25 protein-coding genes are annotated in these 26,134 nt (G+C 45.1%); 19 read left to right on the forward strand and 6 right to left on the reverse strand.

What is annotated here, in order from left to right:
- The first annotated feature begins 102 nt into the window (after positions 1 to 102).
- The 4 genes from mobA (at position 103) to HNR53_RS10410 (ending at position 2,545) form a co-directional block, all read left to right on the forward strand.
- Positions 103 to 708 (forward strand): NTP transferase domain-containing protein, encoded by a 606-nt coding sequence (gene mobA / locus HNR53_RS10395; RefSeq protein WP_184525620.1) that lies wholly within the window; start codon positions 103 to 105, stop codon positions 706 to 708.
- A 43-nt stretch (positions 709 to 751) separates the two neighbouring features.
- Positions 752 to 1,219: a molybdenum cofactor biosynthesis protein MoaE gene (locus HNR53_RS10400; protein ID WP_184525622.1), complete on the forward strand. Its 468-nt coding sequence runs from the start codon at positions 752 to 754 to the stop codon at positions 1,217 to 1,219.
- Complete coding sequence (moaD, locus tag HNR53_RS10405) at positions 1,212 to 1,445, forward strand: molybdopterin converting factor subunit 1 (protein ID WP_184525624.1); 234 nt, start codon at positions 1,212 to 1,214, stop codon at positions 1,443 to 1,445. Before HNR53_RS10400 ends, moaD begins: the two co-directional genes overlap by 8 nt.
- A gap of 80 nt (positions 1,446 to 1,525) precedes the next feature.
- Positions 1,526 to 2,545, forward strand: a complete 1,020-nt coding sequence (locus tag HNR53_RS10410; protein ID WP_184525626.1) for a thiazole biosynthesis adenylyltransferase ThiF — start codon at positions 1,526 to 1,528, stop codon at positions 2,543 to 2,545.
- Positions 2,546 to 2,619: 74 nt separating this feature from the next.
- On the opposite strand, the gene HNR53_RS10415 is transcribed toward HNR53_RS10410, so the two are convergent.
- Complete coding sequence (locus HNR53_RS10415) at positions 2,620 to 2,970, reverse strand: hypothetical protein (RefSeq protein WP_184525628.1); 351 nt, start codon at positions 2,968 to 2,970, stop codon at positions 2,620 to 2,622.
- Positions 2,971 to 3,296: 326 nt separating this feature from the next.
- Here HNR53_RS10415 and HNR53_RS10420 point away from each other — a divergent pair, with 326 nt between their 5' ends.
- A complete protein-coding gene (locus HNR53_RS10420) occupies positions 3,297 to 3,581 on the forward strand; it encodes a YwdI family protein (protein WP_184525630.1) in 285 nt (94 codons plus the stop codon).
- 53 nt (positions 3,582 to 3,634) lie between these two features.
- Positions 3,635 to 4,006: a DUF423 domain-containing protein gene (locus tag HNR53_RS10425; RefSeq protein WP_184525632.1), complete on the forward strand. Its 372-nt coding sequence runs from the start codon at positions 3,635 to 3,637 to the stop codon at positions 4,004 to 4,006.
- Positions 4,007 to 4,052: 46 nt separating this feature from the next.
- Here the strand turns inward: HNR53_RS10425 and gerQ are convergent, their stop codons facing one another.
- Both gerQ and hemQ read right to left on the reverse strand, forming a co-directional pair.
- A complete protein-coding gene (gene gerQ, locus HNR53_RS10430) occupies positions 4,053 to 4,577 on the reverse strand; it encodes a spore coat protein GerQ (protein ID WP_246439518.1) in 525 nt (174 codons plus the stop codon).
- A 261-nt stretch (positions 4,578 to 4,838) separates the two neighbouring features.
- Positions 4,839 to 5,582 (reverse strand): hydrogen peroxide-dependent heme synthase, encoded by a 744-nt coding sequence (hemQ, locus tag HNR53_RS10435; RefSeq protein ID WP_184525634.1) that lies wholly within the window; start codon positions 5,580 to 5,582, stop codon positions 4,839 to 4,841.
- A 384-nt stretch (positions 5,583 to 5,966) separates the two neighbouring features.
- Between hemQ and pta the strand changes: the two genes are divergently transcribed.
- On the forward strand, positions 5,967 to 6,944 hold the full coding sequence (gene pta / locus HNR53_RS10440) for a phosphate acetyltransferase (RefSeq protein ID WP_184525636.1): 978 nt from the start codon (positions 5,967 to 5,969) through the stop codon (positions 6,942 to 6,944).
- A 139-nt stretch (positions 6,945 to 7,083) separates the two neighbouring features.
- Complete coding sequence (gene lipL, locus HNR53_RS10445) at positions 7,084 to 7,923, forward strand: octanoyl-[GcvH]:protein N-octanoyltransferase (RefSeq protein ID WP_184525638.1); 840 nt, start codon at positions 7,084 to 7,086, stop codon at positions 7,921 to 7,923.
- Positions 7,924 to 8,020: 97 nt separating this feature from the next.
- Here the strand turns inward: lipL and HNR53_RS10450 are convergent, their stop codons facing one another.
- Positions 8,021 to 8,743: an RsfA family transcriptional regulator gene (locus HNR53_RS10450; protein ID WP_184525640.1), complete on the reverse strand. Its 723-nt coding sequence runs from the start codon at positions 8,741 to 8,743 to the stop codon at positions 8,021 to 8,023.
- Positions 8,744 to 9,208: 465 nt separating this feature from the next.
- Here HNR53_RS10450 and HNR53_RS10455 point away from each other — a divergent pair, with 465 nt between their 5' ends.
- From HNR53_RS10455 to HNR53_RS10475, 5 genes are all read left to right on the forward strand, one after another.
- Positions 9,209 to 9,433 carry a YuzB family protein gene (locus HNR53_RS10455; protein WP_184525642.1) on the forward strand — a complete coding sequence of 75 codons (225 nt, stop codon included), beginning with the start codon at positions 9,209 to 9,211 and terminating at the stop codon, positions 9,431 to 9,433.
- Positions 9,434 to 9,590: 157 nt separating this feature from the next.
- Entirely contained in the window at positions 9,591 to 10,913 is a 1,323-nt protein-coding gene (locus HNR53_RS10460; protein ID WP_184525644.1) for an HD domain-containing protein, read from the forward strand.
- A gap of 136 nt (positions 10,914 to 11,049) precedes the next feature.
- Positions 11,050 to 11,562: a YwgA family protein gene (locus HNR53_RS10465; RefSeq protein ID WP_184525646.1), complete on the forward strand. Its 513-nt coding sequence runs from the start codon at positions 11,050 to 11,052 to the stop codon at positions 11,560 to 11,562.
- Positions 11,563 to 11,707: 145 nt separating this feature from the next.
- Positions 11,708 to 12,352: a site-2 protease family protein gene (locus HNR53_RS10470; RefSeq protein ID WP_221452299.1), complete on the forward strand. Its 645-nt coding sequence runs from the start codon at positions 11,708 to 11,710 to the stop codon at positions 12,350 to 12,352.
- A gap of 115 nt (positions 12,353 to 12,467) precedes the next feature.
- Positions 12,468 to 12,974, forward strand: coding sequence for a YwhD family protein (locus HNR53_RS10475; RefSeq protein ID WP_184525648.1), 507 nt, complete (start codon positions 12,468 to 12,470; stop codon positions 12,972 to 12,974).
- Between the two features lie 152 nt (positions 12,975 to 13,126).
- On the opposite strand, the gene HNR53_RS10480 is transcribed toward HNR53_RS10475, so the two are convergent.
- On the reverse strand, positions 13,127 to 15,202 hold the full coding sequence (locus HNR53_RS10480; protein WP_184525650.1) for a PBP1A family penicillin-binding protein: 2,076 nt from the start codon (positions 15,200 to 15,202) through the stop codon (positions 13,127 to 13,129).
- Positions 15,203 to 15,493: 291 nt separating this feature from the next.
- Here HNR53_RS10480 and speB point away from each other — a divergent pair, with 291 nt between their 5' ends.
- The 4 genes from speB (at position 15,494) to HNR53_RS10500 (ending at position 20,848) form a co-directional block, all read left to right on the forward strand.
- Positions 15,494 to 16,369: an agmatinase gene (gene speB, locus HNR53_RS10485; protein WP_184525652.1), complete on the forward strand. Its 876-nt coding sequence runs from the start codon at positions 15,494 to 15,496 to the stop codon at positions 16,367 to 16,369.
- Between the two features lie 237 nt (positions 16,370 to 16,606).
- Complete coding sequence (locus tag HNR53_RS10490) at positions 16,607 to 17,059, forward strand: YwiB family protein (protein ID WP_343065313.1); 453 nt, start codon at positions 16,607 to 16,609, stop codon at positions 17,057 to 17,059.
- Entirely contained in the window at positions 17,056 to 18,726 is a 1,671-nt protein-coding gene (gene argS / locus HNR53_RS10495; protein ID WP_184525655.1) for an arginine--tRNA ligase, read from the forward strand. The genes HNR53_RS10490 and argS overlap by 4 nt, the downstream gene beginning before the upstream one ends.
- Positions 18,727 to 19,147: 421 nt before the next feature.
- Complete coding sequence (locus HNR53_RS10500) at positions 19,148 to 20,848, forward strand: methyl-accepting chemotaxis protein (protein WP_184525657.1); 1,701 nt, start codon at positions 19,148 to 19,150, stop codon at positions 20,846 to 20,848.
- Positions 20,849 to 20,954: 106 nt separating this feature from the next.
- Here HNR53_RS10500 and cls read toward each other — a convergent pair whose 3' ends face one another.
- Entirely contained in the window at positions 20,955 to 22,157 is a 1,203-nt protein-coding gene (cls, locus tag HNR53_RS10505; RefSeq protein WP_221452285.1) for a cardiolipin synthase, read from the reverse strand.
- Between the two features lie 266 nt (positions 22,158 to 22,423).
- Between cls and HNR53_RS10510 the strand changes: the two genes are divergently transcribed.
- Both HNR53_RS10510 and HNR53_RS10515 read left to right on the forward strand, forming a co-directional pair.
- The gene (locus HNR53_RS10510; protein ID WP_184525659.1) at positions 22,424 to 24,529 is read left to right on the forward strand and encodes a (Fe-S)-binding protein; all 2,106 of its coding nucleotides are present in this window, start codon (positions 22,424 to 22,426) and stop codon (positions 24,527 to 24,529) included.
- A gap of 380 nt (positions 24,530 to 24,909) precedes the next feature.
- Positions 24,910 to 26,094, forward strand: a complete 1,185-nt coding sequence (locus HNR53_RS10515; RefSeq protein WP_184525661.1) for an acetyl-CoA C-acetyltransferase — start codon at positions 24,910 to 24,912, stop codon at positions 26,092 to 26,094.
- Positions 26,095 to 26,134: the final 40 nt, after the last annotated feature.

Raw genomic sequence — 26,134 nt, forward strand, 5'->3', positions numbered from 1 at the left:
TACCGAAAAAAATCTGCCGTTGATTCAGCTATACTTTATTGCACAGAAAAAGGGATTTGGCTTAGCGGTGTTACAGAGTACGGACTAAGAGGTGCTTGAACGGTGAAAACAACGGGAATCATACTTGCGGGCGGAAAATCCAGCAGAATGGGGACAAACAAGGCACTACTTGATCTCAATGGGAGAAAAGTGATTGAAGGGATTGTCGAAAAACTTGGGGACATCACTGATGAGGTGCTGCTCGTCACCAATACATATGCAGATTACGAGTTTTTACAGGTACCGATGATTGGGGATCATTGGAGGGAAATGGGTCCACTCGCCGGTGTGGAGGCAGGCTTGACGGCATCTAAAACGGAATACAATCTAATTGTCGCCTGCGATATGCCTTTTATCTCTGTCGAACTGGGCCGTTATCTGCTGGCCTGTCTTGATGAAAGCCAAGCGGCCGTGCCGCAGATAGATGAAACAAGCCATCCGCTGTTTGCGGCCTACCGCAGGGAAGTGTTAGCGGAAGTAAGGAAGTCACTGGAGAAAAGGGAATTAGGAATGTGGCGCTTTTTGAAAAAGGTTGAGGCTAAAATAATAACCAAGGATGTATTGGCGAGCCTCGGATTGCCGAATGAGGAGCAGTACTTTTTTAATATGAATAATAGGGAGCATTATCAAAGAGCTATTCATTTCATTAATAATAATTGTGGGGAATGAGGATTTTCCCCATGAAGGGAAAAATCCAGCGGAGGTTTTAATCATGAAATTTTTTGAAATATCGAAGGAACCGATAAATACACAGCAGGTCATCGATAAAGTAGTGCAGCGTGAAGCCGGGGCCATTACCACCTTTATCGGCACGGTCAGAGAACTGACACACGGGAAAAGGACCCTCTATCTGATTTATGAAGCATATGAGGAAATGGCCGTGAAAAAGCTGGAGCAGATAGGCCGGGAAATCGAGGCAAAGTGGGCGGATGCCTGCGTCGCCATTACCCACCGGGTCGGCAGGCTGGATATTACCGATATTGCCGTTGTGATTGCCGTATCAACGCCGCACCGCGCCGATGCTTATGAAGCAAACCGTTATGCGATTGAAAGGATTAAGGAAATCGTCCCGATTTGGAAGAAAGAGCATTGGGAAGATGGCGAGGAATGGGTAGGAAACCAGCTGGAAACAGTGGCCTATCCTTCAGGAAAGCCAGAGGAGGGTGATTTAAATGAGTAAAATTTTGTTTTTTGCCCATTTGCGTGACGCAGTCGGTCAGGACAGTGTAGAAATGGATGTCAGCGGCAAATCCGTTGCCGAAGTGAAGCAGATCGTTTCAGAAACCTATGGTCTGCAAAAATTGGAGACTGTGATGGTCGCGATTAATGAAGAATTTGCGACAGACAGTGAAGTGATCCAGGAAGGCGATACGATTGCCTTTATTCCTCCTGTCAGTGGCGGCTGAGGCGAAATACTGAAAATGGCTGGTTTAAAATACCGGCTGACGAATCATTTTGCTCAGAACGGAGAAGGTGAAGCAGGAAGATGTCTGAACGATATTCTCGGCAGATTTTATTTACCCCTATTGGGAAAGAAGGACAGAAAAAAATCAGCGCTAAGCATTGTTTGATTATCGGGGCAGGGGCACTGGGATCAGGAAATGCGGAAATGCTGACAAGGGCAGGGGTCGGCAAGCTGACGATTGTCGATCGGGATTATATTGAGGAAAGCAACCTGCAGCGGCAGCAGCTCTATACGGAGAGCGATGTGAAAGAAAAGCTTCCGAAGGCGGCAGCAGCAGAAAAGCGCTTAAGGGAAATTAACTCTGATGTTGAAATTATTTCTGTTATCGGTGATGCCAATCCGCAAAGGCTGGAGGAGCTTATTAATGGCGTTGATTTGATTATCGATGCGACCGATAATTTTGAGACAAGAATGGCGATAAACGATATTTCACAAAAATATAAGATCCCCTGGGTGTACGGGGCCTGTGTCGGAAGCTACGGCATGAGCTTTACCATTATCCCCGGGAAAACGCCTTGCTTAAACTGCCTCTTAAAAGCGATCCCCATGCAGGGGCTGACCTGTGATACTGCGGGTATTATTTCACCGGCAGTCGGCATGGTTACGGCACACCAAACGGCAGAGGCAATGAAAATCCTTGTTGAGGATTGGGACGCAGTCCGGACTTCGTTTGTCAGCTTCGATCTATGGCGGAATCAATATTCCAGCATCAAGATGTCTAAAGCAAAGGATGAAGGCTGCCTATCATGCGGAACCCAGCCAACCTATCCTTATTTAGAAGCGGAGAATCTGACGAAGTCAACAGTTCTCTGCGGGCGGAACACCGTTCAGGTACGGCCGCCAAAGACGGTGGAGATTCAGTTAGAAGACTTAGCAAACCAGCTTGTGTCTGCGGGCTTCGGAGTAAAAGGAAATCCCTATTTGCTGTCTGTTGAAACAGGTGCCGAGCGCATAGTGATTTTCAAGGACGGACGGGCTCTGATCCACGGGACGAAGGATATGACCGCCGCGAAAACGATCTATAACCGGATATTGGGCTGACGTCCCTGTACGCAGAAAAAAGGAATCCATGGATTCCTTTTTTTGCTTACTAAGATATTTGACTGTGTTTATTCTTATTTTTGCTGTCCTAATAACTCAATCATGACAATGATCTCGCCGGTTTTTGCAGAACAAACGATTGTATCTTCAAGCCGGGATTTCAGCGATTCGCTGCGGTAGATTCCTTCACGGATAAGGGCAAAAGCCGGGAGTTTGTCCAATGGAAGATGAGGAGCGATATTCCGGATTTCCTCAGCACTTATTTCATGATATTTAACGACGTGATGATAGCGCATCATCGCACGCAATTCCTCTTGATATAGCACGGAATCTTTCTCCGGATTTTCTGTAATGATCACAACTCCGTATTGCTCAGTTTGAGAAATGCGGTTGGACTGAAACAATTCCTTAAAAATATTCTTCATCTATTCATCCCCTCTCCCACTTTTAAAATATTCCAATTCTTAAGAATATTATCTCACATAACGGACATGGTGCATATAACATGAAGCACAAATAGGACAAAATGCTTGCTGTCTCTGCTTTCTTCGGGACTTGATCCTCCATTTTTGCAAATTGTGCCGGATTTGATAAATTTGTTTCACGTGAAACATAGCGTGGGGTGTCGGTTATTATGTGAAAAACGATTTGTTTGTCAGGCTATCGAGGCGTTTCCGCTGTATTTCGCCGGTTGACTCATGTAAAATAGAAAAGAGTAAAAGGGAAGAGAAAGGTTAGAGCGGGGGTTAATATGGATATTTCAGTAAACAAGCTCCTAGATAAAATTGGTGCAGAGCTGGAAGCGGCGAAAAGAGCCGGTTCAACTGCGAAAATTCGCGAAAGAGCACAGGCGATGAAGGCCATTTGTGAATTGATTTTAGATGAATCACCAGCTGTGAAAAGTGTTGAAACGGTTACTGTTAACAAGCCCTTGCAGCAATCATTCGTGCCGCAAAAAGCACCGCAAATGATGCCGCGTCAGGAACGCATGGTGATGGAAGATGAAGCCAACGGGGAATCGATATTTGATTTTTAGAAGAACTGTTGATTGAAAAAATATATAGGACAAGGAAAAGGGGAGAGAAGATTATGAGAGTTTTTATTATGCTGGGAGCCATTAATGCGATGCTGTCGGTTGCTTTAGGTGCATTTGGTGCCCATATTTTAGAGGGAAGGCTTGAAGCGTATTATATCGATGTCTGGGGAAAAGCTGTTACTTATCAAATGCTGCATTCTGTCGGGCTGTTAGCTGCCGGGATTCTTGCCGGGAAATTGCCGCATAGCAGTCTGCTTAAGTGGTCAGGCTGGTTAATGTTCATTGGAATTATCTTGTTTTCCGGCAGTCTGTATGTATTAGCTGTAACGAAGATCAGTATATTAGGAGCCATTACACCACTTGGCGGGGTATCATTTATCCTTTCATGGCTGTTCATGGTGATTGCAGCGAAGAAATATTTGTAATAAAAAGGCGTTTGATCCGCGGATCAAGCGCCTTTTTCATTGGCTGTCATCGCGGCGGATATGTCGCTAATCCCGGTGATGAACCAAACGGATATTCATATTCAATTTCCTCGTCAAACTGGACATAATCAAGATAAACCATTGGGATTAAGTATCTTGCACCTGACTGCGGGTCACTGATAATTAAATGATCGCGCCCGGCGGCTTCAATCAATCCTCGAAAGATTTTCGCATTCCATTCTTTGTTATTTTCAAAGGTAGTATAGACATTAACCAGCTTTCCTTTATTTAAGCGCAGGATGTTTTCGATATAGGACTGTTCCGTTGGCAGCATTCCCGGAACATCCACCCCGGTTGTCGGAGCAGCACCGCCGCCTGTTGCAGCACCAACAGGCGGAAAACCGCCAGTTCCAGCAGGCGGCATTCCTCCCGCTCCAGTTCCAAGCGGAGGATATCCTCCTGCCGGCATTTGTGCTGCGGGACCTCCATAATACGGCGCCGGCGCCTTTGAATATCCATAGGATGAGTATGGCTGATAACCGCCATATTGCCCATAACCTGATTGACTCATTCCATTCCCTCCTAATCATTAATCCCCTTAAATTTGGACTGTGTAAAAAAGCGAAAAGCATTCATCAGCACATCTGGCTCAGGTAAAAAAGTATCATCAAAGATGTTCCCTAATTATCATTGAGTTATGATAAAAAATCTCTCTGGGCGAGCCTGAAGAAAAAAATCAAATAAATTACTCACTAACCTATGGATATGGTCATGGGGACCTGATTATACCAAAAAAAAAGAGACTGACATTGCCAGTCTCTTATAATTTCATTTAAACTGTAAGGAAAGGACGGATACGTTCTTCTTGAAGAAGATTGCCGACAAAGAAAGAACCGAATTCTCCGTAACGTGCACTTACCTCATCAAAGCGCATTTCATAAACAAGCTTTTTAAATTGCAGTACATCGTCTGCAAACAGGGTGACGCCCCATTCAAAGTCATCGAAACCAACAGAGCCGGTGATGATTTGTTTCACCTTACCAGCATATTGGCGGCCGATCATGCCATGGCTGCGCATTAAAGATCTGCGCTCTTCCATTGGAAGCATGTACCAGTTATCATTTCCCTGGCGGCGTTTGTCCATCGGATAGAAGCAAACATAATTCGCCTGTGGCAGAATAGGATACAAACGCGACTGAATCTGCGGATTTTGGTATGGATCTTCGTCAGACGGCAGATAGTTGCTAAGCTCAACGACAGATACATAAGAATGAGCCGGGATCGTAAACTCGGCTAGTTTTGATTTATTAAATTCAGTTTCAATCTCATTTAATTCCTCCATTGTAGGGCGGAGAATCATCATCATAAAATCTGCCTTTTGACCAACGATTGTATAAAGAGCATGGCTGCCTTTTTTCTCTTCCTGAGTTGTATTCCATTTGTCTACCAGACCTTGGAATTCATTAATAGCTTCTTCTCTTTCCTCGCTTGAAAGCATCTTCCAGGTTGTCCAATCAACGGTACGGAAATCATGCAAACAATACCATCCATCTAATGTTTTTGCTGCTTCGCTCATACATAACACCCCTTGCTGCGTATTTAACTTCCATTTGCATTTTGCATCTTAATGGTTGTCAAGCTAAAACAAGCCATTACCACAAAATACTATACCATAATTTTGCCAAAAGTCATAAGGAAAGCCGTTACAATGGTGCTAGGAGAATATTTCTAAAAAAACGGGACATAGTAATAAAGTAATTTATCGCCATAAATGTGTGATTATTTAAAAATATGACAATAGTGGAACATTTTGAAATAGGGTAGATTCCTTGCCCAATTGCTTGAATTTTTGCGTTGGAAGAGTATCCTAGTAAAGGAAAATATTCATTACACACAAAGCGATTGACCATCAGTGGGGAACTGGTGCTGATGGAAGTATCATTTTATAGGGGGTCATATCATGAGTGATTTATTTTCAGGACTAAAGCAGAAATTGTCCGGTAAAAATATTAAAATTGTTTTTCCAGAAGGATTGGATGAACGGGTGTTAACAGCTGCTGTTCGTTTAGCAGAGGATAAAGTGGTTCAGCCGATCGTTATTGGCAATATTGAACAGGTAGAAGCAAAAGCAAAGGAATTAAATCTTTCCAGTGATTCTCTTGAAATATATGATCCGGCAACATATGCGGCAATGGATGAGCTTGTTGCAGCATTTGTTGAACGCCGTAAAGGAAAAGCGACAGAAGAGGCGGCCCGCAAGCTTTTATTAGATGAAAATTATTTTGGGACGATGCTGATTTATACAAACAAAGCAGACGGTCTTGTCAGCGGTGCTGCGCACTCTACTGCTGATACGATTCGCCCGGCATTGCAAGTTATTAAAACAAAGCCGGGTGTCAGCAAGGTTTCCGGCGCATTTGTTATGGTACGTGAAGAGGAAAGATATGTATTTGCTGACTGCGCGGTAAACATTGTTCCAGACAGCAATGACTTAGCGGAAACGGCAATTGAAAGTGCGAAAACAGCCAAAATGTTTGATATCGACCCGCGTGTGGCGATGTTGAGCTTTTCAACGAAAGGTTCGGCAAAATCACCTGAAACAGAAAAGGTGATTGCCGCAGTTGAAGAAGCAAAGAAACGCGATCCGCAATTAGTGGTTGACGGTGAATTACAATTTGATGCAGCATTCGTTCCATCTGTTGCCGAAAAGAAAGCACCGGATTCAGTCATTAAAGGACAGGCTACTGTATTTGTCTTCCCGAGCCTTGAAGCTGGAAACATCGGTTACAAAATTGCCCAGCGTTTAGGAAACTTTGATGCAGTCGGACCGATCCTGCAAGGACTTAATGCTCCTGTAAACGACCTTTCCCGCGGATGTAATGCGGAGGATGTTTATAAATTAGCGTTAATTACGGCTACACAAGCAATCGCTGACTAAATCAACTATAAAGAGTCGTCTCAAAAGGGGTTTTGTGCTTTTGGGACGGCTCTTTTGATCTGCCGCTTCCGGGTGTCCTTCTTTTTCAAAACACGAAAATGCTATAATGAGGACAAAGTGATAATAAGGAGAAACTTTCATGACAGCAACTGAGGACATTATAGTTCAGGATAGATGGCGGGTCATTGACCAGTCTGTGTCAGGCCGATACATGAGCGCCCTAAACTCATTCGGCATGGATGATACGCTCTGCGCTTCGGTCGGGAGCGGTACAGCACCGGCGACAGCGCGTGTCTGGGTGCACCAGAAGACGGTAGTACTTGGAATACAGGACACAAAGCTTCCTTTTTTGCAGGAAGGAATGCTTTTTTTAAAAGAACAGGGTTATGACGTTATAGTAAGGAACTCCGGCGGGTTAGCGGTCGTTCTTGATGACGAGGTGCTGAATCTGACCCTTGTTTTCTCGGAAAACATCAAGGGTATTGATATTAACCGCGGATATGACGCGATGTGGCGTCTTATTCAGGAAATGTTCGCTGATTTCGCCTTGGAAATTGATGCCAGGGAGATTGTGGGCTCTTACTGTCCGGGAAGCTATGATCTGAGCATTCAGGGAAAAAAATTTGCCGGAATTTCGCAGCGCCGGCTTCGCAAAGGGGTAGCGGTGCAGATCTATCTTTGCGTCAATGGCAGCGGCAGTGAGCGTGCTGAGCTAATCAGACAATTTTACGAGAAAAGTACAAAAACCGCTGAGACGAAATTCATCTATCCCCGTATTGTCCCAGGGGTGATGGCTTCCCTGTCTGAGCTCTTGCAAATACCCTTGAATATTCAGGATGTGATACTCCGCTTCCTCCGGACAATGAAGGCAAAATCGGGGCACATTTATACCGCGTCGCTTTCGGCTATGGAGATGCCGCTGTTTGAGAGTTACTATGATCGGGTGCTGGAGCGGAATGAGAAGTTCATGGAGGAGTAAAGGGTGGAAAAGAAAAGCCGCAGCATGACAGCTGCGGCTTTTTGTGTGATACGCAGGAAGCAGTCTGTCTTAATAGGAGACCGATCCCGTTGTACTATTATTCAGCGACCTTTTCCAGGTTGCCGTTACGATCCATTTTAAATTTGGTCGTCGATCGCTCTTCTTCTTCGAATAATGCTAATTTACGAGCCTTGTTCATGATCTTCATTAATGTCTCGTAATCTTCCTGCATACTTGTAGCATTTTCCTCGATATTACCAAGTTTGTTCCGAAGTTCCTCATTTTGACTCTTTAGATCGGCGATTTCACGTTTTAATCTTTCATTCTCGCTTTTTAAAATCTCAGCATGAAGATTAGAATGATTGATGCTTTGTAAATAAGCGATGACGGTACTCAAGTTCAGCTTAGCGCCTGTCTCGGCTTGTGTGCCTGCAACAGGCTGTTCAGGTATATTTGTCAGTTCTTCTGACATCTCATGCTGAAAAACCTCTGCCGGAATTTCCAGATGATCCACCGTCTCAATCTCTGCAAAACTTGGCTCCGGCGGTGAGTATAATAGTTTTTTCTTCCCGCTTTGTTCCTTGCCTAGTATCCTGTGTCTTTGTTTTCTTTGTTTTTTCGCTAATTGCAGCGCTTTTTCATAATTATGGCGGACAACAGCATTCCAACGGAATCCGCATGCCGCAGATGTTCTATTAAGCTTGTCACCTACTTCTTCAAACGCATTTAACTGCGTACTTCCTTCTCTCACATGACGAAGAACCGTTTCAGCAAGCAACAAATCATTTTCATCTGTCCAAGCATCTTGACGAATTTTCATCTTTTCAACTCCCTAATTTTTGATTTAACTATTTTTTAAGGCTGTATTTTGCCTATAATTGAAAAACCCTTGATGTACACTGTGTGAAAAAGCCGATTCCAAGGAAAAGGTGCACGGTGTATGTACCAAAGGCGGCAGTTATATAAAATACAAGCCTCTTTGTGAAATTCGTTAGTTTCATGTTGTCCAATATCTAGGCATCTTATACAAGGATGATTGAAAGGATAGTAGATTTTGTAAATCCTCCCTATTTTTTCGCTTGCGCGGATGTGGAATGAACAGGATATTATCACCCTATAATGATCCAGGAAAGGTGAAATCAGGATCCATGGTGTAACTTAGCACCTTGCAATACGCGGGCATAAGCTGTAAAATACCATTTAGTGAAAAATCATAAAATAGGATCGGATTTGCAGCGAATGCAGAATAACATTTTTCATATAATAGAAAGGGTTGTAGACGAATATGTGCAATGAATTTCGTGTCTGCGACGATTGTCAGGGAGTTCATTTAAAGACATTGATTCCAATGCTGAAAAAAATTGACCCTGAAGCCAAAATAGAAATAGGCTGTCAATCATATTGCGGACCAGGCAGAAAGAAAACCTTTGTGTTTGTAAATAACCGTCCAGTTGCTGCGATGTCAGAAGCAGAGCTGGAAGAAAAAATAAATAAAAAGCTGAAAAAATAAATTCGCCTTAGACTTTGTCTTTGGGGAATTTTTCTTTTCCTTTGGCGAAATTTGTAGAAAACGGTAGAGAATAAACAGAGAGAAAACGTTATAATGTATAGTGAATGTTTATTGAACGGGGAACACTCGATAGAGTTTTAAGAAAGGAAGGGAAGAGATGGCATATGCAGAGGAAAAGCTGCTTGAGGAAAAGGTATTCAAGGACCCGGTTCACCGCTATGTCCATGTGCGGGACCGCGTTATTTGGGATCTGATTGGAACGAAGGAATTCCAGCGCTTACGCCGCATCAAACAGCTCGGAACCACGTATTTAACCTTCCACGGGGCTGAACACAGCCGCTTTAATCATTCACTCGGCGTTTATGAAATTGTCCGCCGGATCGTCGATGATGTGTTTGCAGGCCGTGCGGGATGGAACCATGATGAGCGTCTGCTTTCCCTTAGCGCGGCCCTGCTCCATGATTTGGGACACGGACCGTTTTCTCATTCCTTTGAAAAAGTATTTCAGCTTGACCATGAATATTTTACCCAGGCCATTATTTTAGGAGATACAGAGGTGAATCAGGTTTTAAGAAAAGCAGCCCCTGATTTTCCGAAAAAAGTGGCCGAGGTAATTGCGAAAACATATAAAAATAAATTAGTTGTTAGCTTGATTTCCAGTCAAATTGATGCCGATCGGATGGATTATCTGCAGCGCGATGCTTATTTTACCGGGGTAAGCTACGGTCATTTTGACATGGAGCGGATTTTGCGCGTCATGCGCCCGAAAGAAGACCAAATTGTCATTAAGAAAAGCGGAATGCATGCCGTGGAAGATTATATCATGAGCCGCTATCAGATGTACTGGCAGGTCTATTTTCACCCGGTTACCCGCAGCGCCGAGGTGATTTTAACGAAAATCCTGCACCGGGCCAAATTTTTATATGAGCGGCATTATTCCTTTAAATCGAATCCTGTCCATTTTTATTCGGTTTTCAAAGAGGACATTACATTAGAGGATTATATCAAGCTCGATGAATCGATTATTCTCTATTATTTCCAAATGTGGCAGGAGGAAGATGACCCTGTTTTAAGGGATCTTTGCGCCCGCTTTATGAATCGGAATCTATTTAAATATGTTGAATTTGATCCGGCAAAGGAATATAAAAAGTTGACTGAGCTGTATAAGCTTTTTGAAAAGGCTGAAATCGACCCGGAGTATTATCTTGTCGTCGATTCCTCATCTGATTTGCCCTATGATTTTTACCGTCCCGGCGAAGAAGAGGAACGGATGCCGATCCAGCTGCTGATGAGAAATAATGAAATCCGTGAGCTGTCAAGGGAGTCGGAGATTGTCGATGCTATTTCGGGAAAAAGACGGACGGATCATAAATTATATTATCCAATGGATTTTCTTCGTGACGATAGCACACACAAGGAGACGAAGCAAAAAATCCGCATGCTGCTTGAGATAGAGAATGCCAATGATGAGTCGAAATAAGGCGAAACTTTTATCAGCGGATGTATCAGCACATAAGAAGGATAGTTCGCTGTTAAGGTGGAATAGGTAAGCAATTAGACTCCTTACGATAACGAACCAGCGAACATTGTAATTATGTAGTAGGAGATGAACCATTTTGTTAAAAGATCATGCTAAACTGATGCAGGCGATTGCCGTTTCCGGTGAAGTGATCGGAAGAAAGAAACTGCAGAAAATGATTTTTATCGCGAAAAAATTATCCTTTCCTTTCTGTGAAAAATTTCAATTTCACTTCTATGGTCCGTATTCTGAGGAGCTGACCGTCCGGGTCGAGGAATTATGCAATATGGGCTTTTTAGAGGAAGTGAAGGAGAAAAAGGGCGGGTATTTTCAATATCGTTACACCTTAACAGAGGGCGGAACGGAATTTTTAGCAGAAAATCAGCCGGAGATCCCCCGTATTCAAGAATGCTTTACCGATATGAACAGCCAAAATGCAAGGTTTCTTGAACTTGTCTCGACGGTATTATTTTTTGATAATCTGCCAAAAGAAGAGGTCCAGGAAAAGGTATTTACTTTAAAAAGCAAGCAGCGCTATACGGTCGAAGAAGTCGACAGCGCCTATCAATATATAGCAGAACTTAAAGCGAAGACAGAAGTTTCACAGTGACACCTTGATTAGCCAAAAAGAAAGCCGCATCCTTCAAGTGAGAGGTGCGGCTTCATTTTTCACTTTAACTGGGTGATGATGTATACTTTAACAAAAGAGCAGGTAAAGGGAGTTGTGCGGCTTGGAAAATCCAATTGACCAATATATGGCCTATCCATTGGAGAAATTGCCCTATGTAGCGATAACGCTTATCATTGCTTTCAGTGTTCATGAGTTTGCTCATGCCTTTACGGCGTGGAAATTTGGCGATCAAACGGCGAAAAATCAAGGACGGCTCACATTAAACCCAGCGCGGCATTTGGACCCGATTGGGACGATCCTGATTTTTATTGCCGGCTTTGGCTGGGCTCGGCCTGTGCCTGTGAACCGCTTTTTCTTTAAGAAGCCGCGGCTTGCCGGGGTGACTGTGTCGTTTGCCGGGCCGTTCAGTAATTTAGTGCTGGCTTCGCTTGCTTATCTCCTTTGGTATGGTCTGGCTGCGGGCGGGCTCACAATGGCGTTGCCGAGGTTCGTTCCTGATTTTCTCGATGTCTTTATTCAGTTAAATGTCGTATTGTTTATCTTTAATCTGCTGCCGCTGCCGCCGCTTGACGGGTACCGTATTGTCGAGGATCTCGCACCGGTGGATGTGCGGGCAAAGATGACACAGTATGAACAATATGGATTGTTGATTTTCTTGATTCTCTTTATTACTCCGCTCGACCGCTATACATTTCAGCCGCTTTTTAGCGTCGTGCTGCCGTGGGTGGTTACGGGTCTCAATGACTTTTTCTATGGTTTATTTTTCTAGCCTGAAAAATAAAGTGGGGGGCATGAATCCTCTGGGTTCGGAACCCATTCGAAGGGGAAGCGAAACTGTACGACAATAGGGGGATTTTTTTCAAAAAAGAAAGGGGTAACATGAAATGGATCAAAAAAAGAAGAAAATGGAGTTTAATATTATTAAAAACGAACCGGCAGATGGACATAAGGGGTTTGGCAAGGGGGCTTTGAGTCTCGATCATGTGTCGCCGGTGTTTGTTGATATTGAGGGCGGCGAGGCGTTTATTGATATCGGGGCGATGCATGCCCGCAGTGCAGTGGAAAAGGGAATTAAGTTCCTGCCGAATAAAGAAGAGGTTCCGAATGGAAAACCGTTTTGGCTTGTTTGGGTCACGGTGGACCGCGGCGAGGGCGGTGCCTATTATGCGGGTGTAACGGCTTGTGAGATGACGGTTGACCGCGAGGCGCGCCGCGGCTATAAATCGCTGCCGGAGCATGTAAACCGGATGGATAAATCAATCAAACGCCATATTATCGTGGACCATATGGATGCTGCATCAAAGGAGATTTTGCGCGGGTTTTTGCAAAAGCATGACGAGGGCATGTGGGAACGATCAGACGAGCAGCTGAAAAACGATTTGTATGCATGAAAAAAAGCTTAGGCCGGAGCCTAAGCTTTTTTTTCATGCATGCTAGTCTAATCGGGAAAATCCCATTTGTCCATTGTGAGCGGACGGATGTCCATTTTTGGTGCCAGGCACGCAAAAAAGACATTTGTCTTTTTGCGGTGCCTGGCACCAAGTTAGGTCCACGGAAGAATTTTTTTGTACCATGGGTTTTGCTGTTTGTCTCCGTTCTTTTTCTTTGTTTTCGCGTTGCTGCCGTCTTCGTCTGTCAGGTGGTCGGTGCAGTACTCTGTCGGTTCGGTACCTTTGGCAAAGTAGGTAAAGCGTTTGACCGGGCAGTCGTCGGTAGCTAGTTTGCCGTTTTCCGGATTGACGTAGACTCCGATGGTTCCTTTTGGCGCTTTGAAGGACTTGGCACTGGTCCCGGCTAAGGCTTTCTCCATAAACTGAACCCAGATGTTTTTGGCATACGTTTTATCGCTGATCAGCTCAATGGTCCTTCCGTTATCATATCCCGTCCAGACTGCTGAGACGAGGCGCGGCGAATAGCCGATCATCCAGCTGTCGGAATTGGTGGAGCCCGATTTTCCGGCATAAGTCCGGGTCATCTCGCCCGCGATTGTGCTGCCTGTCACAGTGGCGTAGCCATTTAATTTTTTATCAAACATGCCTGTCATCATATGGGTCATGACAAAGGCTAAATCCGGCCGCAGTACTGCTTCTGGCTTGTTCTCACTTTCATAGATCACTTCACCTTTATGGTTTTCAACCCGTTTAATCATGATCGGGTGTACCTTTTTCCCGCCGTTAGCCAGCAGGCTGTAGGCGTTGGCCATTTCAATCACCTTCACCCCGGATGTTCCAAGGGCAAGGGATGGGACCTGTTCCATTTTTGACTGAATTCCGAAGCGCTTGGCGGTCTTTACCAGTGTGTCCTCCCCGAGAAACAGATGGGTTTTAACCGCATAGACGTTGTCTGATACCGCAAGGGCCTGGGCCATTGTAATATCATCATTCGCATATTTATTATTAAAATTATGCGGTGTATATTGAGTCCGATGATCATCAAAAAAGAAGGTCGTTTCCTCGCTGCGCATCTCGGTTGACGGGGTAAAGCCCTGTTCAAGCGCGGCATAGTAAAGGAGCGGCTTCATCGTTGAACCTGGCTGGCGCACAGCCTGGATGGCCCGGTTAAATGGACTTTCCTCATAATCCCGTCCGCCTATCATCGCCTTTACATGCCCGGTTTTCGGATCCATCGCGATCAACCCGACTTGAATGTCTGACTCCTTATCGATGAGTGAGGCCATCGTTTTTTCCGCCATTTCCTGCTGCCGGAGATCGAGGGTGGTGTACACCTTTAGCCCGCCAAGCTCAATGGTGCGTTCATCAAGCTGCAGATCATACTTTAACGCCTGTCTTACGGCATCTTGAAAATAGGGGGCTGTGACCAGCATATTATGCGGGTGCTTGCCAATAATGGTCAGCTCTTCCTTTTCCGCCTGTGCAGCATCCTCTTTGCTGGCCGTCCCGTTTTTCTCCATAGCAGTTAAAATAATCTGCTGCCGCTGCCTTGCTTTTTCCATAGAAGCGAGCGGAGAGTAGATGCTCGGTCCCTTCGGAATCCCCGCAAGCATGGAGGCCTCGGCCAGTGTCAGCCCGGAGGCATCTTTGCCAAAATAAAACTGGCTTGCGGCCTGGACTCCGTAAGCGCCATAGCCGTAATAAATCGTATTTAAATAGCCTTCGAGGATCTCCTCTTTCGAATAGTTCAGCTCAAGGCGAATCGTATAGAAGGCTTCGTTCAGCTTCCGCTTCCACGTCTTATCGTGCTCAAGGTAGAGGTTGCGCGCATACTGCTGACTGATTGTACTTGCTCCCTGGACCTTTGCCATCGCTTTAATATCAGCGAGGACAGCACCGCCAATCCGTTTGTAATCAAAGCCGTGATGTTCATAAAAATTCCGGTCCTCAATCGCAATGGCCGCGTCGACCAAGTAGGGGCTGATTTCGTCCAGGTTGACCCAGTACCGCTTTTGCCCGCTGTGGCTTTCCCCGATAATGGTGCCGTCATCAGCATAAATCAGTGTTGACTGCGGGACGGTGAGCAGCGGCGGTCCGAGTATTTTTGCGTATGTTATGATTCCAATTAAAAATAGTACCATGATAGAAAAGGCAATCAGGCCCATAATGATCAAGGCCCGAAGATATTTCACTGTTTTGCGGAACCGCTGATTCGTTACAATTTCCACTATCCTCACCCCCGAAAATTTTGTTGTCGTATTGCTCATGATTTGCTTTTTCACTTCATAAAACAGACAAGATCATTATGGGGGAAAAATTGGCATTTTAAACATTTAGGGAAATGCCAACCAACTTTTACTTTTCATTTACTGCTCATTCTACTATAATTTTTCTGTTGTTTGGTTAAAAGGGAATAAGGAAATAGTAAGATTGACAAAAAATAAGACGATGCAAAATAATCTTTACTTCAAAGGGGCGGGGGTCTGCCGCTTTTTGATTAAAAATAGGGGGGAATAATCATGCGTTTTGATGAAGCATATTCTGGTAATGTTTTTATTAAGAGCCATCCGGTTTATGAGGAGAGCCCGATTGTGATTTACGGCATGCCGATGGATTGGACGGTCAGCTACCGCCCGGGTTCACGTTTCGGTCCTGGCCGTATTCGTGAGGTTTCCATTGGAATTGAGGAATACAGCCCATATTTAGATAAGGATTTAGCCGATTATAACTATTTTGATGCCGGGGATATTCCGCTTCCGTTTGGGAATGCGCAGAAGAGCCTGGATTTGATAGAGGAATTTTTAGATAAAATTCTCGCTGACGGCAAGTTTCCACTTGGCATGGGCGGCGAGCATTTAGTGACCTGGCCGGTTATTAAGGCAATGTACAAAAAATACCCTAATCTAGCCATCATCCATATGGATGCCCATACCGATTTACGGGAGCATTTTGAAGGCGAAGAATTGTCCCATTCGACACCGATTCGCAAAGCTGCCAACTTAATCGGACCGAAAAATGTTTACTCCTTCGGCATCCGTTCCGGCATGAAAGAGGAATTTGAATGGGCGAAAGAAGTAGGTATGAGCATTTTCAAATTTGATGTCCATAAACCGCTGCAGGAGGTGCTGCCTCAACTTGCCGGTCGTCCTGTTTATGTCACCATTGACATTGACGTCCTGGACCCTGCTCATGCACCGGGCACAGGTACTGTCGATTGCGGCGGTATTACATCCAGAGAACTGCTGGCGGCGATTCATGAAATCGCTCGCTCTGAGGTCAACGTTGTCGGAGCTGACCTTGTCGAAGTTGCTCCTATTTACGACCACTCTGAACAAACCGTCAACACCGCAAGCAAGCTGCTCCGCGAAATGCTTCTTGGCTTCGCGGCAAAATAAAGCAGGATACCGATGAGACCGGCGCTTGAGCAAGCAATGAGCGTGCGTGTCCCTTCAGGGGAGACAAATGTCCATTTCGCGTGCCAGGCACCGAAAATGGACATTTGTCTTTTTTTGGTGCCTGGCACCGGGTACTGCTTGAAACGCGGCAGTAAAAAATTTATACTGATAAGGTTATATTGATTTATTTATTAATAAAGACGTACCAAAGAATATGGTTATTGGGCAGGAAAAGGGGTGCGGCCGTTGCTTTACTCTACAGCAGGGCAGATGCCTGTTAAAATATCGGTAAAAACGACGATCCGTAACGGTCAGGATCAGGAAACGTACGAGCTGATTACATTTGGCGAGTATATTCGCAAGACGAGCTCTATTTTTCTCCGCTACGATGAAGCGATGGAGGAAGGGAGCGTTCAAACAACGGTGAAAATAGCTGAAGGGGAAGGTTCTATTTTACGCAATGGAGCCGTTAAGATGCGCCTGCCCTTTCAGAAAAATAAACAATTGACCGGCAGCTACGAAACACCTTACGGAACGATGGAAATGGGAACGAAGACGAGCAGAATCCATCATCAGTTTAACGAGAGTAGAAGACAAGGTGAAATTGACATTTTGTATGATTTGAAAATGCAGGGCTCATATGCCGGTACATATCATTTGCTGATTACTTTTGAGGAGGAAAAAAAATGAATATTGTCGAGCAGGTAAAAGGTAAATTAAGGGAGGAAATTGCGGCTGCGGTTGTGAAGGCTGGACTAGCAGCGATGGAGCAGATTCCTGATGTCATTTTGGAAATGCCAAAAGACAAGGCAAACGGGGATTATTCCACGAATATGGCGATGCAGCTGGCAAGAGTGGCAAAAAAGGCGCCGAAAATGATTGCTGAAGAGCTGGTGGCCAATTTTGATAAATCAAAAGCTTCGATTGAAAAAATTGAAGTGGCTGGACCGGGGTTTATTAATTTTTATATGAATAACAGCTATTTAACTGATTTAATCCCAGCGATTTTAGAAGCTGGAGACAAATACGGCGAAACGACGGTTGGCGGCGGACAGAAGGTTCAGATTGAATTTGTCTCGGCCAATCCAACGGGCGACCTTCACTTGGGTCATGCGCGCGGTGCCGCTGTCGGTGACTCCCTATGCAATATTCTAGCCAAAGCGGGTTATGATGTTTCCCGTGAATACTATATTAACGATGCCGGAAACCAAATTAATAACCTTGCGCTTTCTGTTGAAGCGCGTTACTTCCAGGCCTTAGGCATGGATAAGCCGATGCCGGAGGACGGCTACCACGGCGAGGATATTATCGGAATTGGGAAGCAGCTGGCTGAAGAAGCAGGCGACAAGCTGGCCAATATGGGCGAAGAGGAACGCCTCGCAGAGTGCCGTGAATACGGAATGAAACAGGAGCTGGCAAAGCTAAAGCGCGATTTAGAGGATTTCCGTGTTGGCTTTGATGTGTGGTATTCTGAAACTTCTTTATACAAAAACGGCAAAATCGATGATGCTTTAGCCGCTTTAAGAACTAACGGCTATATCTTCGAGGAGGATGGTGCCACATGGTTCCGCTCCATGGATTTTGGCGATGATAAAAACCGTGTCCTGATTAAGCAGGATGGATCTTATACGTATTTAACGCCGGATATTGCGTACCACCGCGATAAGCTAGAGCGTGGTTTTGAAAAATTAATTAATATTTGGGGTGCTGACCACCATGGTTATATTCCACGGATGAAGGCGGCGATTCAGGCATTAGGCTATGGGGCCGATACCCTTGAGGTGGAAATCATTCAGCTTGTTCACTTATACAAAAACGGCGAAAAAATGAAGATGAGCAAGCGGACAGGTAAGGCAGTGACAATGAGGGATTTAGTCGATGAGGTCGGTCTTGATGCCACCCGTTATTTCTTTGCCATGAGAAGTGCGGATACGCATATGGATTTTGACCTTGATTTGGCGGTATCGCAGTCAAATGAAAATCCGGTTTATTATGCGCAATATGCCCATGCCCGGATCTCAAGCATCCTGCGTCAGGCAGAAGAGAAGGATCTGACAGTTGATGGTCAGGCTGATTTCTCTTATATCGGTGCGGAAAAAGAAATCGATGTCCTGAAGAAATTAGGTGAATTCCCGCAGGCAATTGGTGAAGCTGCACAAAAGAGAACACCGCACCGCATCACGAACTATATTTTTGAACTGGCTTCTGCGTTCCACAGCTTCTACAACGCGGAGAAGGTTCTCGACGAGGAGCAGCCTGAGAAAACAAAAGCCCGTCTCGCTTTAATTAAAACGGTACAAATTACGCTGAAAAATGCCCTTGCGTTAATCGGTGTCTCTGCTCCGGAAAAAATGTAATGCTAAAAAGCCCCCTTTGTGGGGCTTTTTTGATCTTAGCGGGAATGGAAGGAGCGAAGGGGAAATTTTTGATTACCCGGGCAATAAAGCCCTGAATTAAGTGGAAAAGGTCTTTCATCGGCGCTCTGAAGGACAAAATTCAGTGGGGACACCGGAAAAAGGTCTTTCATCGGCGCTATGAAGAACAAAATTGAAGATGAACGAAAAAAAGGTCTTTTATAAAGCCTCAATCTGCTATCCCTAAACTAAAGTCCTGTTGTGATAAGACGAAAAAATAAAATGATTCGAATTCCCCTTTTTTTATATATGAAGTTATTACTATTTTCATAATCGTTTAGTATAATAGAATCAAATTTAAATTGCGGAACGGTTTACATCAGGGTAATTAGTCCGTAAAGGGGATAAATAAGGGAGGATAACAATGAAAAAGAGTATTACGTGGCAGTTAGGAATTATTATTGTATTCGTTATTTTCATTTCGATGATAATCACTTCCTTGTCAAATTACTGGTCAAGCTATCGAAAGACCTATGAAGCAGCTGGGATTGAAGCGGTGGGCTGTGCCAATATCACGACAGGATTAGTGAATCCGGCTGATATCGAAGCCCTTATCAAAGGGAACAAGGGGCTATTAAGCAGTGTAGAAAATACGTTGGATTGGACAACGGAGCATAAGCGGATTTTTGAAGACCAATATATTATCTCTTTGGACGGTAAGATTATCGCTGCAGATGATAACCTGAAAGAGCAAGGGTTTAAAGCAGGCGATCCGTTTTATGTAGATAAAGAAGTCATCGAAATGATGAAGGAAACAAAGCATCCGCATTATTCCGAGATTTATGAATTTGGCGGCATGAAGCGCCTGACAGGATATGCACCGATTTTTAAAGATCATGACTCGAGCAAGGAAATCATCGCCATCAATGCGATTGACTTTAATGCGAAAATTGTCAGCGAAAGAACGTTGGCATCTGTGTGGGGCAGCTTCCTTTTTGGCATTTTGCCAATGGCGGCAGCATGCGTCATTACGATTTGGATGATTAGAAGAAAAACAAAGTCGATTACCGATCTCATCGATTATTCGAAGCAAATTGCCGATGGAAATCTTGCGGCATCCGATGTTTTGATAAAAAATAATGACGAGATTGGCGATTTAGCGAATACACTCAATATGATGAAAGCGAATCTCCGCGACGTGATTAATCAAGTTAATACCAGTGCGGGGCAGGTTGCGTCCTCCTCCGAGCAGTTGACAGCAAGCGCAGATCAGTCAAGCCATGCATCAGAGCAAATTACGCAAACGATGTATCAAATGGCTTCAAGTGTTGAAAAACAAGTACAAAGTATTGAGGAGACCTATCAAACGGTTCATGAAATGTCGATTGGCGTCCAGCAAATAGCAAACAGTGCCCAGAGTGTTTCGGCGGCAGCTGTAGAAACCTCGGAAAAGGCTTCAGAGGGAGAAAATGCGATTCAAACGGCAGCACAGCAAATGAAGTCGATAAATGATACGGTAAAGGGACTATCGGAAGTCATTATTGGGCTCGGGGAGCGCTCCAACGAAATCAGCCACATCACCGGGGTGATCACAGGCATTGCCGACCAGACCAACCTTCTGGCCTTAAATGCAGCCATTGAAGCAGCAAGGGCCGGTGAAAATGGACGCGGCTTTGCGGTGGTAGCGGATGAGGTCCGGAAGCTGGCCGAGCAGTCGGCAGAGTCCGCTAAAGAAATCTCTGAATTACTTGCTGCAACAAAGGATGAAACGAATAAAGCGATTAAATCAATGGAATATGCTTCTAAGGCAGTGCTAGAAGGGATTGGAATCGTCGATAATGCAGGTAATTCCTTTACGCAAATTCAGCATTCTATTGAGGATGTTACGGCACAAATTCAAGAGGTTTCAAGCGCATCGCAGCAAATGGCCGAAGGAGCAACACAAATGGTTGAAGCGATGCAGTTTATTACCGAAGTGGCAGAAGAATCGTCATCAAGCGCCCAAAAGGTATCTTCTTCTACTGAGGAACAGCTGGCATCAACGGAAGAAATTTCAGCCTCAGCGAGCTACCTGGCCAAAATGGCAGAGGAGCTGCAGCATCTGATTAACAAATTTAAAGTATAAAGGAATCATTAGTCTGTCCGATAAAGGTGTCAGGCAGTGCCGTTTGTATGGCGGCGCCTGACCCTTTGTCATCCCTTTTTTGGTGTTTGTCAGATCACGTGCCATCCTACAGGAACAAAGAGACCGAGCGGGCGACGAGCTCCTTCGTAAGCTGCCACGGATTATAGCTTTTCAGAGAGTTCAACGAGACGGCCGTGCTGTCGGACTGGTCTTGTTTGAACACAGCAAGAACCTGTTCAATATAATTTCTGTCGTACGTAAAGCAATTGATTTCCAGATTTAAATAAAAGCTTCTTTTATCAAAATTGGCTGTGCCAACATCGCAGATTTCCTCATCAATGACCATTACTTTTGCATGATAAAAGCCCTTTTGATACTGATAAACATAGGCGCCTAAGCGGATCAGAGTGCGTAAATAATGGTAGGATGCCTCCTTAACAAGAGGATGGTCGGACATCGCCGGTACGAGTATTTCCAGCTTCACCCCTCTTTTTACCGCATTCTGCAGATCGCGGAAAACCCTTTTTCCCGGAATAAAATAAGGCGTACCGATGCGAATCGAGTGCTTGGCATCGTGAATCAAATCGGAAAAGGTACTTTCAAGGTGAATCCCTTCGGTAGGAAAAATTTTATGACTGTACTGCCCCTTTTCCAATGGCGGAAAATAAGGGCTCATATCGTGTATATGAAGCTTTGCATCCCGCTGCCAATCGCGCAGGAAACAGGTCTGTAAATCCTGAACACCCTCCCCCTTGAATTTAAGATGATAGTCCCGCCATGGGGTCAGCTTTGGGTCGAGATCAATGTATTCTTTTCCGATATTAAAACCGCCGAGATAGCCGGTTTTTCCGTCGATGACCGTAATTTTCCGGTGATTCCGAACCTGGAGGGAATAAAAGAGAAACGGGGGCTTAATCTCTTGGGAGAAAACAAACTGAGCCCCGGACTTCTCCAGCCTTTCGATCATTTGCTTTGTCACCTTTTTCGCCCCAAGGCGGTCCACCATTAAGCGAACCTCGACGCCTTCTTGTGCCTTTTTCTGCAAAATATCAAAAAACTGTAAGCTGATATCATCATCGTGAACGATATAAAACGAGATGTGGATGTGCCTTTTCGCCGCCTTTAACTCGGAAAAATAATCGTGAAATAATGCCGGACCGGCGGCAAACATATTGATATCACTTTCCCGGATTGGAAAGAATTGCGGCTTAAACGTGCGCAGATGCTTTCTTCTGCCTAAAAGAAAATCAAGCAGAAGCCAAATGACAAGCAGGATAAGAATAGATATAACAATGGCGAGCGTATTCAATGGCGATTTCCTCCTCGATTGTGTCCATTTATTAGTATGTACGGTCAGGTAAATTCCTATGTCAGATGGGATGCGAGAGAGGGCAGGGGAGGTATTTTAATGAAACATGAACTTATCGTAAAAATTTTCAGAAATATTTGTAAAAGCGGAAGAAATTAGTTGACTGAACGGGCGTTCAGTATATAATAAAGATATATATATAAGTCAGAAAATTTAGTTTTGTTAGAAAAAATAAAAAAATAAATGGAATGGAGGTTGAACCTGAAATGAATCTGCTATTGTGGTTAAATCTAGCCGCTTTTCTAATTGTAACCGCTTACGCAACCAGCTTATTTGTGTACTTAATTAAAACCCGGATTCAGTACATAAAACTAGGGAAGAAGGTGGAGTTCGATAACGATGTAAAGAGGCGGCTCAACAAAATTTGGGTCAATGTTTTTGGACAGAAGAAATTACTGAAGGACAAAAAAAGCGGTATTATGCATATCATGTTTTTCTATGGTTTTATTCTTGTTCAATTTGGGGCGATTGATTTTATTATAAAAGGCATTAAGCCTGGTGTCCACCTGCCGTTAGGTCCTCTTTATCCTGCTTTTACCTTTTTTCAGGAACTTGTTGCGCTCATCATCTTAGCGGCTGTCCTGATGGCCTTTCACCGACGCTACATTGAAAAGCTTGTCCGCCTAAAAAGAAACTTTAAATCCGGACTTGTTCTTATTTTTATCGGAGGATTAATGCTTTCCGTCCTGCTGGGAAACGGAATGGGGAGAATTTGGCATTTAGAGGATCCAACTTGGTCAGAACCTGTCGCTTCTTTACTTTCCATCGTCTTTATCTGGATCGGAAAGACAGCGGCTGTAACCTTCTTTTATACGGCTTGGTGGGTCCATTTGCTGATCCTGTTAACATTCCTAGTCTATGTGCCGCAATCGAAACATGCCCATTTAATTGCCGGACCGGCGAATGTTTATTTTAACAAATTAGAAAAACCGGGCAAGCTCACAAAAATCGATTTTGAAGATGAAACCCAGGAATCGTACGGTGTCGGCCGGATTTCCGACTTTACGCAGCATCAGCTGATTGATTTATATGCCTGCGTGGAGTGCGGCCGCTGTACCAGCATGTGTCCGGCTAGCGGAACAGGAAAAATGCTGTCGCCAATGGATTTAATCTTGAAGCTGCGTGATCATTTAACAAACCACGGTGCCGTGGTAACCGGGAAGCAGCCATGGGTGCCAACGTTTGCTTTTGCCAAAACAGAAGGGAATCAATTGGCTTTAGCCTCGGCAAGCGAGGGAGCAGATGAAGCTGCGGCAGGGCTTGCATACAACCCGAGCTTGATTGGCGATGTCATTACAGAAGAGGAAATCTGGGCTTGTACTACATGCCGCAACTGTGAGGACCAATGCCCGGTCATGAATGAACATGTGGAGAAAATTATCGACCTGCGCCGTTTTCTTGTTTTAACAGAAGGAAAGCTCGATTCCGATGCACAGCGCGCGATGACGAATATTGAACGTCAGGGAAATCCATGGGGCTTAAACCGCAAGGAAAAAGAAAACTGGCGTGATGCCAGGGAAGATGTCCATGTGCCGACAGTGAAGGAAGTCTCCAAAGCAGGAGAGGAATTTGAATATTTATTCTGGGTGAGTTCGATGGGTGCCTTTGATAATCGCAGCCAAAAGATTGCCCAATCCTTTGCCAAATTGTTAAATGAAGCCGGCGTGAAGTTTGCCATTCTCGGGAACAAGGAAAAGAACTCCGGTGATACACCGCGCCGTTTAGGAAATGAATTTTTATTCCAAGATTTAGTAGTTAACAATATCACTGAGTTTGAAAAAGCCGGCGTGAAGAAAATTGTCACGATTGACCCTCATGCCTATAACACCTTTAAAAATGAATACCCTGATTTCGGCCTTGAGGCGGAAGTTTTCCATCATACGGAACTGTTGGCTCTTCTTGTGCGCGAAGGGCGCCTGCAGCCGAAGTATGCGGTCAATGAAACGATTACGTTCCATGATTCCTGCTATTTAGGACGTTACAATGAAGTTTACGCGCCGCCGCGGGAAATTTTACAATCGATTCCGGGCGTGAAGCTGGTGGAAATGGAGCGGAACCGTGAAACGGGTATGTGCTGCGGAGCCGGTGGCGGCCTGATGTGGATGGAAGAAGACACAGGAACCCGCATTAATGTGGCACGGACTGAGCAGGCCTTAGCTGTACAGCCAACCGTGATCAGCTCCGGGTGTCCATATTGTTTAACGATGCTTTCCGATGGAACGAAAGCAAAAGAAGTGGAAGACCGTGTTAAAACATATGACGTTGCCGAATTGTTAGAAAAGGCTGTTTTAGGTGAAAAAGCTGTATCGTAAGGATGAAATACAGCGGTTGAATGGGTGCACAGTCTTTCAGGCTGCACACCCTGTGTCATTATCCTATTCTAAATTAGGCAGGTTATTGGTCATGAATCCTTCTCATACAATAATATTAGAGGAAAGAATTACATAACCCATCAACATCGCAACATGACCATTGTTCCCATTGTTCCCGGAGGATTATTTTTTACAATGACAGCTGCTGTTTGCCTTCCGATTGAACGGACGTTCAGAGCAGTGAAGGAACCCGGTGTAACCGCACTGACCTCACATTGTGCAGTACCGCAAAAGACCCTCATTCATCATGACCGACTCTCTTCGTAATGAGATGAAATGTTCCAAAAAGATCTATTTCAAGCAAAGGAGGAAAATTCCTGATGAAAAAAACAGTGATTGTAAGCGGGGTAAGAACCCCTTTTGGAAAATTCGGCGGCGGTTTAAAGGAGTTAACCGCGTCCGATTTGGGAGCCATTGTGCTGAAGGAAGCGATAAAGAGAGCGGGGATTTCCCCGGAAATGGTGGATGAGGTCATCATGGGGTGTGTACTCCAGGGCGGACAGGGGCAGATTCCATCACGGCAGGCGGCAAGACTGGCAGGATTGCCGTGGGAAGTCAAGACAGAGACGATTAACAAGGTTTGTGCATCAGGCATGCGCAGTGTGACGCTCGCTGATCAGATTATCCGTTCCGGTGATGAGGAAATCATTGCTGCTGGCGGCATGGAGTCAATGAGCCAGGCACCCTATCTGCTCAGCAATGCCAGGTGGGGCTTAAGGATGGGGCAGTCAGTTGTGACCGATTTAATGGTCCATGACGGATTGACTTGCAGCTTCTCCGGGGTCCATATGGGCATCTACGGAAATCAAGCGGCAAAGGATTTGCGCATCAGCCGGGAAAGACAGGATGAATGGGCGTTTCGCAGCCACAAAAGAGCTATTGAGGCGATGGAAGGGGGGAGCTTTGCTGAGGAAATCGTACCCGTTGCTGTTCCTCAGCGTAAAGGAGGCTCAATGCTGATTGAACAGGATGAAGCACCAAGGAAAGATACATCCTTGGAGCAGCTGGCGGCATTAAAGCCTGTTTTTAGCAATGATGGGACGATTACAGCCGGCAATGCACCGGGAGTCAATGACGGCGCGGGTGCGTTGGTGCTGATGAGCGAGGACAGGGCCTTGCGGGAAAACATTAAGCCTTACGCTGCTATTCTCGGTCATGCTGCCATCGCTGTCGAAGCGAAAGATTTTCCTAAAACTCCGGGTCTCGTGATTCAAGAGATTTTAAAGAAAACGGGCCGGAAGCTAGAAGAAATTGACTTGATCGAGATTAATGAAGCCTTTGCTGCTGTTTCGCTGGTCAGTGCCGAAGTAGCAGGGCTGGATTTAGCAAAGGTAAATGTGAATGGCGGCGCCGTGGCACTTGGTCACCCGATAGGAGCCAGCGGAGCCAGACTCATTATTACACTGATGCACGAATTAAAGCGGCGCGGCGGCGGGGTCGGCATAGCGGCGATCTGCAGCGGCGGCGGTCAAGGCGACGCCATTATGATTGAAGTGAAGGGCTAGACCCGCAGTGGTCCACCGTTACAGCAAATGAAGGCGTCAG

Origin of the sequence: Bacillus benzoevorans, from assembly GCF_014207535.1 — a bacterium.
In the GTDB taxonomy this organism is placed as follows: Bacteria; Bacillota; Bacilli; order Bacillales; family Cytobacillaceae; genus Bacillus_BD; species Bacillus_BD benzoevorans.